Source organism: Amycolatopsis sp. NPDC026612, assembly GCF_040638285.1.
In the GTDB taxonomy this organism is placed as follows: domain Bacteria; phylum Actinomycetota; class Actinomycetes; order Mycobacteriales; family Pseudonocardiaceae; genus Amycolatopsis.
Genome location: NZ_JBEZYB010000016.1, coordinates 39,183 through 53,715 on the forward strand (window position 1 = coordinate 39,183; position 14,533 = coordinate 53,715).

A 14,533-nucleotide genomic window follows, 5' to 3' on the forward strand; every position below is an offset into this window, starting at 1 on the left:
CTATGGCAGAGATCGTGCTCGACAAGGTGTCGAAGAAGTACCCCGACGGCGCCCTCGCAGTGTCCGAAGTGGACATCACCATCGGCGACGGCGAGTTCATCATCCTGGTCGGCCCGTCCGGCTGCGGGAAGTCGACGACGCTGAACATGGTGGCCGGCCTGGAGGACATCTCCTCCGGCGAGCTGCGGATCGACGGGAAGCGCGTCAACGAGAAGGCCCCGAAGGACCGGGACATCGCGATGGTGTTCCAGTCCTACGCGCTCTACCCGCACATGAGCGTGCGGGAGAACATGGCCTTCCCGCTGCGGCTGGCCAAGGTCGACGACAAGACCGTGCGGGCGAAGGTGGAGGAAGCCGCGAAGATCCTCGACCTGACCGCGCACCTGGACCGCAAGCCGGCCAACCTCTCCGGTGGCCAGCGGCAGCGCGTGGCGATGGGCCGGGCGATCGTCCGCAACCCGAAGGCGTTCCTGATGGACGAGCCACTGTCCAACCTGGACGCCAAGCTCCGTGGCCAGATGCGGACGTCGGTGGCGAAGATCCAGAAGCAGCTCGGCACGACGACGCTGTACGTCACGCACGACCAGACCGAGGCCATGACCCTGGGCGACCGGGTCGTGGTGCTGCGCGGCGGGTACGTGCAGCAGATCGGCGCGCCGCAGTTCCTCTACGACAACCCGGCGAACCTGTTCGTGGCCGGGTTCATCGGCTCGCCGTCGATGAACTTCGTCCCGGCGACGCTGGAGAACAACGAGGTGCGGAGTGCGCTGGGCGCGACGCAGCTGACGGACCGCGTCCGGCAGCTGGTGGAGCGGGCGAACGCGCCCCGCGACGTGATCGTCGGCATCCGGCCGGAGCACTTCGAGGACGCGGCGCTGGTCGAGGCCGGGCAGAAGACGGGCGGCGGCACGTTCACCGCGCACATCGACGTGCTCGAGTCGATGGGCTCGGAGAAGTTCGCCCACTTCACGGTGGAGGGCGAAGCCGCCACCGCTGCGGAGCTGGCCGAGCTCGCCGCGGACAGCGGGTCCGCGGACGTGCCGGGCGCGGAGTCCCAGATCGTGGCCCGCCTCTCGGCGGAGTCGTCGGCGGCGGAGAACGCCGACCTCGAGCTCTGGTACGACGCGGACAAGATCAAGCTGTTCGACCCGTCGAACGGCAAGAACCTCACCTACGAGGACTAGACAGGTTCGTGAAGGCCACCTCGGGGACGTTCACCTTCCCCGAGGTGGCCTTCACGGCTTTCCTGGGGCCGGGAGCCGCGGGAAGATCGACGTCGCGGCGGAGCGGGCCAGCGCGCACGTGCCGTCCCCCGCCGTGCCGGCCGTCTCGACGACGCTGATCTCCGCCAGTTCGCGGTGGCCTCCCTGGCCGGGCTGGGTGGTGTCGATCAGGCAGAACGCGCCCGCGATCCGGACGCGCGCTTCGCGGCCGCCGAGCGTCTCGGCGGGGCCGGCGGGTTCGGTCGTCTCCACCGTCACCTTGAAGCTGACCTTGCCGCGGATGCAGCTGTGCCCGGACAGGCCGATCGTCGGACGGCTGGTGGGGCCGGCGGCCGTGTCGAGGTCGTGGTTGTCGAGCAGGACGCACGGCGCCACCCGGCCCCACGACCGGTCCGGGAACGTCAGCCGCCCGACCTTGTGCGCGGTGATCGCGGCCAGCGCCGAACCGACGGCGGCGTCCGCGATGACGCAGCGCGAGGCCGGGTCGTCGGCGTTGTCGGCGACCGACAGCCCGAGCCGGGTGCCGTCGGCGAAGGTGACCGCGCGGGTGCACGCGCTGTGGTCGTTGAACGTCGACTGCTGGATCGCGACGCCGTCGGGCACCGGCCCGGGGTAGGCGTAGGGCCTGATGTTGGGGTCGGAGTCGAAGGCGAGCGGCCCGACGAGGATCGTGCGCGCCCCGGCTTCGGCGCGGCAGTCCTCGAACGTCGGGACGGCGACCGCGCCGGGCGCCACCTCGGCGACGTCCAGCAGGCTGCAGTAGTCGATGGTGGCGAAGTCGCCGAGCGCGTCGGCGGCGGTCAGCGGCGTGGGCCCGGAATCCGGCACGGGCGCCGCCTGGGTCTTCGCGCACCCGGAGACGAGCAGGGCGCACAGCATCGTGACGACCGAGAACTTCAGACGCGGGTACACGGGGTGCAAGTATCACCACATCGGGCCGGAAAAGCAGCCCTGACGGGGACATCTCTCACTCTTTTCCCGATGTCGGCCGGAGAACGCACAGGTCATCGGATTTCCGGCCGGTTTCCGTCGAGTTCCCCGCACATCCGAACGGTTTCCGGATTCGCCGTCCCCTAAGGGGGCTGTCCTTCCCGCGAGCGATGCGGAAGTGGGTACTCCGGTGGTGAAGTGGAGGTATCGGAACTTCGAGGAAAGGGAAAAACGATGAGCGCACCGGTCACCCGGCGACTGTCCCGTCCCCGCCACGGCCGCATGATCGGCGGCGTCTGCGCGGGCCTGGCGCAGAGGTACGGCATGAAGCCCGGCACCGTGCGGCTGCTGGCCGTGCTGTCCTGCCTGCTGCCCGGGCCGCAGTTCGTGGCCTACCTGATCATGTGGGCGGTCATCCCGGCCGAGTGAACCGTGGTGGCAAGCGAAGTCTCAGGCGGACGACTCACGTGAGGTGGCAGGGCGTCGGCTGAGGAACCCGCGGGTCAGGGGCGCCAGCAGGACATCGCTGCCTCGATCTCGTCCTCGTCGAGCGGCGGGTGGGGCAGCTTCGACGGCTTGCCGGGCTCGGCGCGAAGCCCGTCGAGCAGCATGGCGAGGGAGCGCCGCCAGAGGTCCGGGTCCACCGCGCAGGTGAACTCCACCACCGAACCGACCATCATGTGCAGCAGCGCCATGTCCGAAGGGGCGAAGTCCGGCCGCAGCCCACCGGCCGCCTGGGCCCGCTCGACGAGCCGTGTGACCAACGGCACCATGCGGGCTTTCTCTTCGGCGACGTGGTTGTGGCCGAACTTGTTGGACAGCATGATCTCGCGCAGCCCGCGGTCGCTCGAGTGCAGCTCGGCCGCTTTCCACGTGAAGTCGACGAACGCCTGCCACGCGTCTTCGGCCTTGAGCGCCTGCTCGGCCAGATCGCCGACTTCCTCCATGCGCTCGGCGAACATGGCTTCGACCAGGTGTTCCTTGCTGGGGAAGCGGCGATAGACCGTGCCGACGCCGAGACCGGCGTGGTGGGCGATGTCGTCCAGCGTGGCCTCGAGCCCGCGCTGGCCGAACACCTCGCGGGCCGACGCCAGGATGCGACGGCGGTTCAGTTCAGCGTCACGCCGCAGCGGCCGCGCCGGTGCGGCGGGACCAGCGTCCCGTGCCATGCCGTCCAGTCTAGCTCGTGAAGTAGAGGCGTCATCTCCGGTTCTTGTGTACCTTGGGCCGAGTAAGGGGAGATACCTACTCCACATAATCTTTTGATCACGTTCTGTGAGGACATCCATGCCCGAGTCCACACTCGCCGTCGCGCCGCCGGGGGCCGCGCGCGCCGGTGAAAACCCCCACCACGCCAGACGCTGGCTGATCCTGGTGGTGATCGGCATCGCGCAGCTGATGGTCGTGCTCGACGCGACCGTCGTGAACATCGCGTTGCCGTCGGCCCAGGTCGACCTGGGCTTCTCCAACGACGCCCGGCAGTGGGTCGTCACGGCCTACGCGCTCGCGTTCGGCAGCCTGCTGCTGCTCGGCGGGCGGCTCGCGGACCTCTTCGGCCGCAAGAACACGCTCCTCGTCGGCCTGGCCGGCTTCGCCGCGGTGTCCGCGCTCGGGGGTGCGGCGGGCAGCATCGAGATGCTGCTGGTCGCCCGCGCGGCCCAGGGCGTGTTCGGCGCGCTGCTCGCGCCCGCCACGCTTTCGCTGCTGACCACGACGTTCACCGACCCGAAGGAACGCGGCCGCGCGTTCGGCGTCTTCGGTGCCATCGGCGGTGGCGGCGCGGCGGTCGGACTGCTGCTCGGCGGCGTGCTCACCGAGTACCTCGACTGGCGCTGGTGCATGTTCGTGAACATCATCTTCGCCGTCATCGCGTTCGTCGGCGCCTCGATCCTGCTGCGTACGCAGAAGTCCGAGGGACCGCGGCCGAAGCTCGACCTGCCGGGCACGGTGACGGCGTCGGCCGGCCTGTTCGCGCTGGTCTACGGCTTCGCGAACGCCGAGTCGGACTCGTGGTCCGCGGTGTCGGTCTGGGGCTTCCTGGCCGCCGGTGTGGTGCTGCTCGGGGTGTTCGTGTGGCTGCAGCAGCGCGTCGAACACCCGCTGCTACCGCTGCGCGTGCTGCTCGACCGGGACCGCGGCGGCTCCTACCTGGCGATGTTCCTGCTCGCCATCGGGATGTTCGCGATCTTCCTGTTCCTGACGTTCTACGTCCAGCAGAACCTGCGGTTCACGCCGATCCAGAGCGGCCTCGGGTTCCTGCCCATGGTGGGGACGCTGATGCTGTCCGCCACCAGCGCGACGGCCGTGCTCCTGCCGCGGTTCGGCCCGCGGCCGCTGGTGCCGACCGGCATGGCGATCGCCGCCGGCGGCCTCTTCTGGCTGAGCGGGATCGGCCTCGACAGCACGTACGCGTCCGGCGTTCTGGGCCCGCTCCTGGTGATGGGTTTCGGGATCGGGCTGGCGATGGCGCCGGCGATGAGCGTCGCGACGTTCGGTGTCGAGGCGCACGACGCAGGTGTCGCGTCGGCGGCGGTGAACACGATGCAGCAGGTCGGCGGGTCGATCGGCACGGCGCTGCTGAGCACGCTGGCCGGCAACGCGGCCACGGCCTACATCGCGGGCAAGACCCCGACGCCGCAGCTGGCGGCCGAGGCGGCGATCGAGAGCTACACGACGGCGTTCACCTGGGCCGCGGTGATCTACGTGGCGGGCGCGGTGCTCAGCGCCGTGCTGCTGCGCCCGGGCGTTCCGAAGGGTGAAGCGGCACCGGGCGCCGTGCACATCTAGCGCGTGGGAAACGGGCCTCCCGGATCGCCGGGAGGCCCGTTCACGTCACCAGGCCGTTGCGATAGGCGTAGACGACGGCCTGGACGCGGTCGCGCAGGTCCAGCTTGGTGAGGATGCGCGACACGAAGGTCTTGACGGTTTCCTGGCTGATCACCAGCCGCGCCGCGATTTCGCTGTTGGAGAGCCCTTCCGCGAGCAGGCGCAGGACCTCCAGCTCGCGCGGGGTCAGCGGCAGGTCGCGTGCGGTGTCGCCGGCGGGCCGGATCCGGGCGGCGTGCCGACCCACGAGCCGGCGCGTCACGTCCGGGTCCAGCAGCGCCGCGCCGGTGGCGACGGTCCGGATCCCGTGCAGCAGCCGGTCCGGCGGCGCGTCCTTGAGCAGGAACCCGCTCGCTCCCGCGCGCAGCGCCTCGTAGACGTACTCGTCCAGGTTGAACGTCGTCAGCACGAGCACCTTGACCGGGTGCGGAACCCCCGCCCCGGCCAGCAGCCGGGTGGCCTCGATGCCGTCGAGCACCGGCATGCGCACGTCCATCACCACGACGTCCGGGTGCAGCCGCCCGGCGAGGTCGACCGCGGCCCGCCCGTCCCCGCACTCGCCGACCACCTCGAAGCCGGGCTGGGCGCCGATGATCGTCACCAGCCCGGTGCGGATCAGCATCTGGTCGTCGCAGACGAGGACGCGGATCGGCGCGGTCACGACGGGTTCCCCGTCGGGATGCGGGCCCGGACGACGAAGCCGGCGCCGTCGCGGGCGTCCGCGCTGAAGTCGCCGCCCAGCACGCCGACCCGCTCCCGGAGCCCGGCGAGCCCGCGGCCGCTCCCACCGGGGGACGCGCTCCCGGAGCCGGCCGTGCCGACCTCCACGGCGATCTCCTGGTCCCCGTGGTGCACCCGCACCGAGGTGCGGCTGCCGCGGGCGTGCTTGAGGGCGTTCGTCAAGGCCTCCTGCACGACCCGGTAAGCCACGAGATCGGCGCTGCCGCCGGACTCCGCCGGGGTGCCCTCCTCGGTGAACTCCACCGGCTGCCCGGCCTGGCGGGCGTGCTCCACGAGCGCGAGCAGCCCGCCGGGGGAGGGCGTCCTGACCGCGGTGCCGTGATCGGGGTTGAGCAGGTCGAGCAGGTGCCGCAGGTCGGTGATGGCCCGCCGGCCGGTGTCGGTGATCGCGGTCAGGGTCCCGTCGAGCCGGTCCGGTGCGGCGGTCAGGTACCGGGCGGCTTCGGCCTGCACGACCATCGCCGTCACGTGGTGGGTGACGACATCGTGGAGCTCGCGGGCGATGACGGCGCGTTCGGCGGCCCGGGTGTCGTCGGCGACGCGCCGCCGGAGGGCGGCCTCCGCGGCCCGGGTGGTGCGCAGCCACGTCCCGATGCCCCACGCGAACACCAGCAGCAGGAAGAACGTCACGAACTCCGACGGCGGCTCCGAGCCGAACGGGAAGAGCGCGATCGCCAGCAGCACGTACGCCGCGGAAAACAGGAGCGCGGTGGTGCGCCGGTGCCGGTCCAGGTGGGCGCCCGCGCTCACCAGCGCGACGGCCAGCGCGGCGCCCGCCACCGAGTGGTAGCCGCGGAGCTGGTCGGCGGCGAAGCCGATCGCCACCAGCGTCAGGCACAGGGCCGGCCACCGCCGCCGCACGGCGAGCGGGAGGCTTTCGACGGCGATCACCACGACGGCCAGCGCGTCGAACGGCCGCGACGGCGCGCCGCCGAGCTGTGTCCCGTGGCTCTGCACCACGGGCAGGAACGACGCCGCCAGGAACAGCAGCCCGATCGGCAGGTCCCGGACGACGACGTCGAGCCGCCGCCACCGCGCCATGGCCGGCCGGTACTCGATCACCGGGAAAGTGTAGTGACGCGGTCGGCCCGTTCGGCGCGGCGGCGAGGCACCAGATTCCCGCGCCGGTGGGCCAGCCACAGGAACGCGCTCGTCGCCAGCACGCAGAACAGCACGGAGTAGAGGCTGCCCTCCGGGCCGAAGTCGCCGCCGGTGACGATCGACGGCCCCGACGTCGCGGCGTCCAGCAGGCCCTGCGGGGTGCCGTTGCCCGAGACCTCGGTGCCGAAGATCCCGGCGGCGGCGAAGTTCCAGCCGAAGTGCAGGCCGATCGGCACCCACAGCTTGCGGGTGGCGGCGTACGCGGCGGTCAGCATGCCGCCGGCTTCGATGGCGATGGCGAGGGCGCCCCACAGGCTCGCGTGCGGGTTGAACAGGTGCGAAAGGCCGAACAGCACCCCGGTCAGCACCAGGGAGATCGCCGTGCCGGTGCGTTCTTCGACGATCCGGAACAGGACGCCGCGGAACAGCAGCTCCTCCGTCACCGCGGCGGCGGCCATGAAGCCGACGAGCCCGATCGCTCCGCTGAGCGTGCCCCAGCCGTGGACCTCGTAGTCCCCGAGCAGGGCGATGTTCGCGATGACGAGCGCGAACAGCGCGACCCCGATCAGCGTGCCCCGGCCGAGCGCCCACCCGGCCCCCGGCCCGGCCAGCTCGGTGACCGGGCGGTGCTCGGTCCGCCGCACGACCCACCGGTAGGCGACGACCGCCAGCACGGCGGTCAGGGTACCGAAGACGAAGGTGAGCCACGGATTCCCCGCCCCCACGGCGACGGCCTGTTGCCCGATGAACGCGACCGCGGCCACGGCCAGCAGTTGCCAGACGACCCTCATGGAATTCCCCTTCGCCGGTTCCGCGGCGTGTCCCGCGGCTGCGACGAACGTTAGGGAGCCGGCGGCGGGGAATCGTCACCACGGAGCGGGCACCTGCGCGTAGCTCGCACGGGGGACGCTTGAACCTTTCCGGCCCTCCGCGCACTAATACGGGGAGGAAGGGAGTGCGTGTGTCGAGAGACCTCGATTTCAGCGAGTACTTCGCCGCACGCGTGCAGCGGTTCCGCCGGGTGGCGTTCGCGCTCTGCGGCGACTGGCACGCGGCCGAAGACCTGGTCCAGGCCATGTTCGTCCAGTTGTACCGGCGCTGGCGGCGGGTGCGGCCGGACACCGTGGACGCCTACGCGCGCCGCATCCTGCTGAACCTGTTCCTGGCCGGGCGGCGGGCTTTCGGGCGGGAGTACGTGACGTCTTCGGTGCCGGAGGGGGAGTCGCCACCGGGCCGGGACACGCCCTTGCGGCTCGACGTGGAGCGGGCGCTGGCCGGGTTGACGCCCCGGCAGCGCGCGATGGTGGTGCTGCGGTTCCTCGAAGACCTCCCGGTGAGCGAGGTCGCTTCGCTGCTCGGCGTCGCCGAGGGCACGGTCAAGTCCCAGACGGCCCGCGGGGTCGAAGCGTTGCGTGCGGCCCTGCCGTCGCGGACCGGCGAGGAGTGGTGATGGAAGAGGTCCGGTCGTTGCTGACGGCTTACGTGACCGAGGACGAGCCGCCGATCGGCCTGTCCGGGGAGGCGGTGCTTTCGGCGGCCCGCCTGTCGCGCCGCCGTCACCTGCTCACCGGTGTGGTCGCGGTGGTGGTGGTCGCGCTGGCGCTGGGGTTGGCGGTGGTGGTGCTGCCGCACCGGAGCGAGGTCGCGAACGCGTCCTGCCCGACGGCTTCGGACACGCGCGCGGCCCTGGTCGATCGGCTGAGCTGCTTGGTGGGCCGCGCGGTGCGCTCGCTGCTGCTGTCGGACGCGCAGGTCACGCGGTTGACGATCCCGGGGGAGACCCCGCCCGCGGACCCGTTCCACCTGATCGCCGACCCGGCCGGGGACGCGCCCCGCGACGCGTTGTTCCACCTGGGGGTGCGGGTGACCGACGCCCGGGGTTCCGGGTCGGTGTACGTCCTGATCGTGCCCAGCGCCAACTCGGGTGGCCCGCCGTGCAACGAAGCCGGGGAGATCCTCTGCCGCACGGAACCGACACCGCGGGGCGTGCTGTGGCTGTCGACGTTGCGCTCCGGTGAGCTCTTGACCCACCGCGTGGCACTGGCCACCCCGGACGCGGTCCTGCAGTTCTCGTCGAACAACAGCGGAGTGCTGGAGCGCGCGGGCGTCGGGTTGCCGAAGCAGCGCCCGGAGCCGACGTTGACGCTCGCCCAGGTGCGGCAGCTGGCGCTGACGCCGGGGCTGGGCTTCTAGTGCTGTCGCGACCGCAGCTTCTCGATCACGTCGTCGTCCCAGCGGTGGGTCCGGATCAGCCGGTACCGCTCCGCCGCCACCCACATGTACGCCTCGGCGTCCGTCCGGTCGCCGATCAGGCCCGCCTGCCGCAGCATCGCCACCACCGGGACGAACTCCTCGTCGAACCAGCGCTGCGCCACGCTCGCCCGGTCGCAGAACTTGCCTTCGTCCTGCATCAGGCGGAAGCCCCACGCCTCCACGTGCTCGCCCAGCCTCGCGTAGTCCCACGGGTCCGGCACGAGCACCGACGCCCGCGCGTGGCCGGTCAGCGGGACGCGCTCCAGGAACAGCCGCCGGTAGTCCTTGACGATCAGGTCGCCGCGGTGGCGGATGCCGCTCGGGTCCAGCTTGGTCCGGACGACCGTCACCGAAGCCTCTATTGTGGACAGTCCCTGGGCGATCGCCACCGAGACGCGGTGGTGGCCGTCGATGATGAAGTGCAGTTCGCCGACGCGGTAGACCTCGATCGGCGGGATCTCCTCGCCGCGGCGGGCGGCCAGCGCCAGGCGTTCCCAGCGCTCGCGGACGCGGGCGGACGTCGGGCGGAAGCGGCGGTCGAAGTCGCGGCTGCGGTCCACCGTGCCGGCGATCGAATCCAGTTTGATCACCCGCAGCCCGATCCGGTGCTCGCCGAGGTAGCCGAGCGCCTCCACGACCTCGTGGAACGGCAGCATGATGTTGACGTCGTCGGGCTCGCGCCGCAGCCACGTCGAAAGCCGCGAGAGCACCTGGCCCCGGCGGGCGCGGAGGAAGTCGTTCTCCGCGTCGGCGCGGGGGAATCCCGTCTCTTTCATGAGAACTCCATGATCCGGTGACCGACCACGTTGCGGATGCGGGTTTCGCCGACGACCCGGTCCGGCACCGGCTCGCCGTGCGGGTGGATGTGCCCGTGCAGCAGCCACTTCGGGCGCAGCGCCGCGATCGTGGAGTGCAGGCACGCGAACCCGCGGTGCGGCGGGTCCGCCCGGTCGCCCAGGTCCAGCGGCGGCGAGTGCGTCAGCACGACGTCGACGCCGCGGCCGTCGCGCCACCGCCGCCACTTCGCCCGCCGCACCAGGGCGCGGGCCCGCCGCGCCTGCTGGCGCTGCGTCCACTGGTTCGGCCCGTCGTTGTAGCGGATCGAGCCGCCGAGCCCGGCGAACCGGAGCCCGGCGACGTCGACGACCCGGCCGTCGGCGTTGATGCCGCCGGCCGGGCCGGGCCAGGCCGTGGGGAAACCGTCCTTCATGGACAGTCCGCCGTAGCGGGTGTAGCCGCTCAGGTCCGGGTCGTGGTTCCCGGGCACGAACACGCACGGCACGTCGAGCGCACTGGCCAGGAACGCGAGGTAGTCGTAGGGGAGGTCGCCGGCGCCGATGACGAGGTCGACGGAGTGGCTGCGGACCGCCTCGGTCCACAACCGCTCGTCGACCTCGTCGGAGACCACCAGCGCTTTCGGCATGGACCCAGGGTACGACGCCGGGCGTTACTTCATCCCGTGCGCGAACCCCGGGTCGGCGACGATGACGAAAGTGATGACGAAGATCCACACGAGGCTGAGCGCGAGGGCCCAGAACTTCAAGTTGGACAGCAGGCGAGGCATCACGAATTCTCCGAATCCGGTGGGAAAAAGAAAGGGGACCTAGAGCCAGCCGTTCTTCCGGAATATTCGGTACAGCAACAGGCAGATCGCCAGGATCACCGTGATCACCAGCGGGTACCCGAACTTCCAGTGCAGCTCGGGCAGGTAGTCGAAGTTCATCCCGTAGATGCCCGCGATCATCGTCGGCACGGTGATGATCGCCGCCCACGACGTGATTTTGCGCATATCGGTGTTCTGCTGCAGGGAAATCTTCGCGACGGTCGCGTCGACCAGGGTGGACAGCAGTTCGTCGAACGCCGCGACCCGTTCCGACACGGTGGTGAGGTGGTCGGCGACGTCGCGGAAGTAGGAGCGGACGTCGTCCGGGACCAGCCGCGTGTAGCCCTCGGCCAGGCGCTGGATCGGCGTCGCCAGCGGCATCACCGCCCGGCGCAGCTCGAGGACCTCCCGCTTCATGAGGTAGATCTGCTCGGCGCTGACCTGGGAGCGGGGCGCGAAGACCTGCGCCTCCATCACGTCGATGTCGTTCTCGATCCGGCCCGTGACGTCGAGGTAGTGGTCGACGACGTGGTCGGTGATCGCGTGCACGACCGCGGACGGGCCCAGCTGCAGCCGCTCCGGGTCCTCGTCGAGCTCACGGCGCAGCCGCGCCAGCCCCGAGTGGTTCCCGTGCCGCACCGTGATCACGAAGTCGCGGCCGAGGAACACCATCAGCTCGCCGGTTTCGACGATCTCGTTCGCCGTCGTCGGCGACTCGTGTTCGACGTACCGGACGGTCTTGACCACCAGGAACAGCGTGTCGTCGTAGCGCTCCAGCTTGGGCCGCTGGTGTGCTTCGAGCGCGTCTTCCACCGCCAGCTCGTGCAACCCGAACGTGTCCGCGACGCCCTGGATCTGCTGGGCGTCCGGCTCGTGCAGCCCGATCCAGACGAACCCTTCGTGCCGCTTCCGGACTTCTTTGATCGCCTCGGAGTGCGTCCAGCGGCCGGGCAGGCGTTCACCGGCGACGTACACCGCGCAGTCGACGACGTACGCGGACAGCGGTACCGGGATGGGGCGGACGGGGACGGCGCCCTTGTTGCCGCGGCCCCGAAGGCCGCCGAGCGAGGGAATGGCAGGCATGGGATCTCCTGGGCGTCGTGCGTGGTCGTGCGAGACGACTGACCAGGGGCGGAAATGCGTCCGCCCGGCGACACACCAGCGTTCCCGGGGGGAGAAGGCCTACCAGGAGATGAGCCGGCCGGCGAGTGAGGTGGGAACGCTGGGACTACTAGGGAGCGGACTATCGCCACTACTCATCGGGTTCCTCACCTCCTTCGGGCCGGGTGCAACAGTGGTGGGGCTCGCGTTGACGCACGAACACCGATGGTTGAGGGTACTCCTCACTACGGATGCGTGTCGTACCAGGCTCACGCGGTGTTACGCGACAGGAGAAGACGAGTGCAGTTCGGTCGGTACTACGAGGAGTTCGAGGTCGGTGCGGTCTACAAGCACTGGCCGGGCAAAACGGTCACCGAATACGACGACCACCTGTTCTGCCTGATCACCATGAACCACCACCCGTTGCACCTGGACGCGCACTACGCGGAGGAGACGACCGACTTCGGCAAGAACGTCGTCGTCGGCAACTACGTCTATTCGCTGCTGCTCGGGATGTCCGTGCCCGACGTCTCCGGCAAGGCCATCGCGAACCTCGAGGTCGAGTCCCTCAAGCACGTCAAGCCGACTTTTCACGGCGACACGATCTACGGCGAGACCGAGGTGCTCGACAAGACGCCGTCGAAGTCCAAGGACGACCGCGGCGTCGTGTACGTCGAGACGCGCGGGTACAAGCAGGACGGCCTGATCGTGTGCACCTTCCGGCGGAAGGTGATGGTGCCGAAGCGCTCCTACGGGGAGACTCGGGGCGGGGAGCAGCCGGGCCGGCCGGTGCCGCACGAATGAGGCTCTGATGGACCTGGACGGGATCAAGGAAATACTCCGCACGTTCGCGGAAGTCGAGGCGCGCGGGGTCTCGCCGCTGTACGAACACCTGGCGCTGCAGGCCGCCGCGGACGACGACGTCGCCGGGCTGCTCGCGCCGGCCCGCGACGGCGAGGTGCGGGGAACCCTGCTGATGGCGGTCGCGCACCGGCTGGTGCAGGCCGATCCGATCCACCCCCTTTCGCGTTACTACCCCTCGCTGGGCGGGTTCGACGGCGTCGACTCCGAGACCTGGCCGCTGTTCCGGTCGTTCCTGCTGGAGCGGGCCGACAAGGCACGGGCGCTCGTTTCGTCGCGTTATACGCAGACGAACGAGGTCCGGCGGGCGGCGCTGCTGTACCCCGGCGTGGCGCGGGCGGCGAAGGAAGCGGGCGGGAAGGTCGCCTTGCTGGAGGTCGGCTGCAGCGCGGGCCTGTTGCTGGGGCTCGACCGCTTCGGCTACCGCTACCAGTGCGACGGCGGCGAGCAGCTGACGGCGGGCCCGGCGAAGGCCGCCGTCGGGCTGCACTGCGCGCTGGACCTGGCGCCCGGTGCGGTGGTGCCCAAGCTGCCCAAGAAGCTCGTGGTGACGGCGCGGGCGGGGCTGGACCGGGCCCCGGTCGACCTGTCGGACGAGGACGAGCTGGCCTGGCTCGAGGCCTGCGTCTGGGCCGACCAGCCGGACCGCATCCGGTTGCTGCGGACGGCGGCGGCCGAACAGGCCAAGCACCGCCCGCGGCTGATCACCGGGGACGGGGTCGACGACCTCGCGTCGGCGGCGGCGTCCCTGGACGGGCCGCTCGTGGTGGTGACGAGCCACGTGCTGGGGTACTTCACGCCGGCCCGGCGCTCCGCGTTCGTCTCGGCGCTGGCCGAGCTGGCGGAGGCACGGCCGCTGTGGTGGGTGTCGGAGGAGTTCTACGGCGCCGGGCTCGAGACGGCGCTGCCGGGCCGTTCGGACCTGGCCGGTTCCGACGGCTTGGCGACTCTGGGCGTGGTCCGCTGGGAGGACGGGAAGCCGGCGGCGCACGCCTTGGCCCGGACGGCGCCGCACGGGCAGCGGATGACCTGGCTGCCGCTGTAGCCGGGTGGTTGTCCACAGCCCGGCTCAGCTGTGGACAACCTGCCGCGCGGGGCCGGGATCGTCGCAAGCCGACGAGTCCGCGCCACTTGCCGGTCGCCCGATGGCACCAACTCGGCGCCCGCAACCGCCAACTCGGCGCCCGCAACCGCCAACTCACTGCCCGCAACCGCCAACTCACCGGGAACGTCGGTGAGTTGGCCGGTCCGGGCGGTGAGTTGGCCGGACGCGACGGTGTGAAGTCGCCAGCCACGCCGTGGGGCATGCCGGGCCAAGCGGGAATCGAATCGAGCACCCGACGCGACCAGTGCCACAGCGGGGCACGGCTCTCCGATACCCCCCGGAGAGGGTGGGGGTGTTCTTCGGCAGCCTCAGGCGCGCGGCAAGGCGTCCCACTCACGCAGGGTCACGTAAAGGAGATCCACCAGCTCTCCGGCCTGCTCCAAGGCGGCAAGGTCTGCCGCATCGGACCAACGGGCCTCCGACGCGTCGTCACCGGCCGTCAGAATCCCGCCCACGACCGCGCAGGCGTAGTCGTGGATCTCGTACGGTCCGCGCGTCACCGTCCCGATGAGCGTGCCCGGAATCACCTCGAGGCCGGTTTCCTCGGAAAGCTCCCGTGCTACGGCCGTTTCGTCTGATTCGCCCGGTTCGACTCGACCGCCCGGCAGCGACCACTGCCCCGAACCGGGGTCGTTGACGCGCCGGATGAGGAGCAGGCGGCCGCGGTCGTCGAACGCGATCCCGCCGACGCAGCGGATTGTGGTGCTGGTGAGGCCCTCCATGTCCCGAAGGGTAGACGTGACCGACCTGAAAACCGATGTCCTGTACACGGAGAGTAGCCATACGGTA

General features: G+C 70.8%; 16 protein-coding genes. 7 read left to right on the forward strand and 9 right to left on the reverse strand.

Annotated elements, in window-relative coordinates; all coding sequences use genetic code 11:
* Window positions 1-2: 2 nt before the first annotated feature.
* Window positions 3-1,184 carry a sn-glycerol-3-phosphate ABC transporter ATP-binding protein UgpC gene (gene ugpC, locus AB0F15_RS17295; protein ID WP_360270972.1) on the forward strand — a complete coding sequence of 394 codons (1,182 nt, stop codon included), beginning with the start codon at window positions 3-5 and terminating at the stop codon, window positions 1,182-1,184.
* A gap of 51 nt (window positions 1,185-1,235) precedes the next feature.
* Here the strand turns inward: ugpC and AB0F15_RS17300 are convergent, their stop codons facing one another.
* Window positions 1,236-2,135, reverse strand: a complete 900-nt coding sequence (locus AB0F15_RS17300) for a hypothetical protein (RefSeq protein ID WP_360270973.1) — start codon at window positions 2,133-2,135, stop codon at window positions 1,236-1,238.
* A 252-nt stretch (window positions 2,136-2,387) separates the two neighbouring features.
* Here AB0F15_RS17300 and AB0F15_RS17305 point away from each other — a divergent pair, with 252 nt between their 5' ends.
* Window positions 2,388-2,582 (forward strand): PspC domain-containing protein, encoded by a 195-nt coding sequence (locus AB0F15_RS17305; RefSeq protein ID WP_360270975.1) that lies wholly within the window; start codon window positions 2,388-2,390, stop codon window positions 2,580-2,582.
* 74 nt (window positions 2,583-2,656) lie between these two features.
* Here the strand turns inward: AB0F15_RS17305 and AB0F15_RS17310 are convergent, their stop codons facing one another.
* Window positions 2,657-3,322, reverse strand: a complete 666-nt coding sequence (locus tag AB0F15_RS17310) for a TetR/AcrR family transcriptional regulator (RefSeq protein WP_360270976.1) — start codon at window positions 3,320-3,322, stop codon at window positions 2,657-2,659.
* Between the two features lie 118 nt (window positions 3,323-3,440).
* On the opposite strand from AB0F15_RS17310, the gene AB0F15_RS17315 reads away from it, so the two are divergent.
* Window positions 3,441-4,940 (forward strand): MFS transporter, encoded by a 1,500-nt coding sequence (locus tag AB0F15_RS17315; protein WP_360270978.1) that lies wholly within the window; start codon window positions 3,441-3,443, stop codon window positions 4,938-4,940.
* Between the two features lie 40 nt (window positions 4,941-4,980).
* Here the strand turns inward: AB0F15_RS17315 and AB0F15_RS17320 are convergent, their stop codons facing one another.
* The 3 genes from AB0F15_RS17320 to AB0F15_RS17330 are packed head-to-tail and all read right to left on the reverse strand — an operon-like array spanning window position 4,981 to window position 7,612.
* On the reverse strand, window positions 4,981-5,640 hold the full coding sequence (locus AB0F15_RS17320) for a response regulator transcription factor (RefSeq protein ID WP_360270979.1): 660 nt from the start codon (window positions 5,638-5,640) through the stop codon (window positions 4,981-4,983).
* On the reverse strand, window positions 5,637-6,782 hold the full coding sequence (locus tag AB0F15_RS17325) for a histidine kinase (protein ID WP_360270981.1): 1,146 nt from the start codon (window positions 6,780-6,782) through the stop codon (window positions 5,637-5,639). Before AB0F15_RS17325 ends, AB0F15_RS17320 begins: the two co-directional genes overlap by 4 nt.
* Window positions 6,779-7,612 carry a type II CAAX endopeptidase family protein gene (locus AB0F15_RS17330; RefSeq protein WP_360270983.1) on the reverse strand — a complete coding sequence of 278 codons (834 nt, stop codon included), beginning with the start codon at window positions 7,610-7,612 and terminating at the stop codon, window positions 6,779-6,781. Before AB0F15_RS17330 ends, AB0F15_RS17325 begins: the two co-directional genes overlap by 4 nt.
* Before the next feature lie 170 nt (window positions 7,613-7,782).
* Between AB0F15_RS17330 and AB0F15_RS17335 the strand changes: the two genes are divergently transcribed.
* Both AB0F15_RS17335 and AB0F15_RS17340 read left to right on the forward strand, forming a co-directional pair.
* The gene (locus AB0F15_RS17335) at window positions 7,783-8,271 is read left to right on the forward strand and encodes a SigE family RNA polymerase sigma factor (RefSeq protein WP_360270985.1); all 489 of its coding nucleotides are present in this window, start codon (window positions 7,783-7,785) and stop codon (window positions 8,269-8,271) included.
* Window positions 8,271-9,014 carry a hypothetical protein gene (locus AB0F15_RS17340; RefSeq protein ID WP_360270987.1) on the forward strand — a complete coding sequence of 248 codons (744 nt, stop codon included), beginning with the start codon at window positions 8,271-8,273 and terminating at the stop codon, window positions 9,012-9,014. The genes AB0F15_RS17335 and AB0F15_RS17340 overlap by 1 nt, the downstream gene beginning before the upstream one ends.
* On the opposite strand, the gene AB0F15_RS17345 is transcribed toward AB0F15_RS17340, so the two are convergent.
* From AB0F15_RS17345 to corA, 3 genes are all read right to left on the reverse strand, one after another.
* Window positions 9,011-9,850 carry a chromosome partitioning protein ParB gene (locus tag AB0F15_RS17345; RefSeq protein WP_360270988.1) on the reverse strand — a complete coding sequence of 280 codons (840 nt, stop codon included), beginning with the start codon at window positions 9,848-9,850 and terminating at the stop codon, window positions 9,011-9,013. The two genes, AB0F15_RS17340 and AB0F15_RS17345, sit on opposite strands and share 4 nt — an antisense overlap.
* Window positions 9,847-10,497: a metallophosphoesterase gene (locus AB0F15_RS17350; RefSeq protein WP_360270990.1), complete on the reverse strand. Its 651-nt coding sequence runs from the start codon at window positions 10,495-10,497 to the stop codon at window positions 9,847-9,849. The genes AB0F15_RS17345 and AB0F15_RS17350 overlap by 4 nt, the downstream gene beginning before the upstream one ends.
* A gap of 180 nt (window positions 10,498-10,677) precedes the next feature.
* Window positions 10,678-11,760, reverse strand: coding sequence for a magnesium/cobalt transporter CorA (corA, locus tag AB0F15_RS17355; RefSeq protein ID WP_360270992.1), 1,083 nt, complete (start codon window positions 11,758-11,760; stop codon window positions 10,678-10,680).
* A 243-nt stretch (window positions 11,761-12,003) separates the two neighbouring features.
* Here corA and AB0F15_RS17360 point away from each other — a divergent pair, with 243 nt between their 5' ends.
* The gene (locus AB0F15_RS17360) at window positions 12,004-12,582 is read left to right on the forward strand and encodes a MaoC family dehydratase (RefSeq protein ID WP_360270994.1); all 579 of its coding nucleotides are present in this window, start codon (window positions 12,004-12,006) and stop codon (window positions 12,580-12,582) included.
* A 7-nt stretch (window positions 12,583-12,589) separates the two neighbouring features.
* Entirely contained in the window at window positions 12,590-13,684 is a 1,095-nt protein-coding gene (locus AB0F15_RS17365; protein WP_360270995.1) for a DUF2332 domain-containing protein, read from the forward strand.
* Between the two features lie 368 nt (window positions 13,685-14,052).
* Here AB0F15_RS17365 and AB0F15_RS17370 read toward each other — a convergent pair whose 3' ends face one another.
* Window positions 14,053-14,466, reverse strand: coding sequence for an NUDIX domain-containing protein (locus tag AB0F15_RS17370; protein ID WP_360270997.1), 414 nt, complete (start codon window positions 14,464-14,466; stop codon window positions 14,053-14,055).
* Window positions 14,467-14,533: the final 67 nt, after the last annotated feature.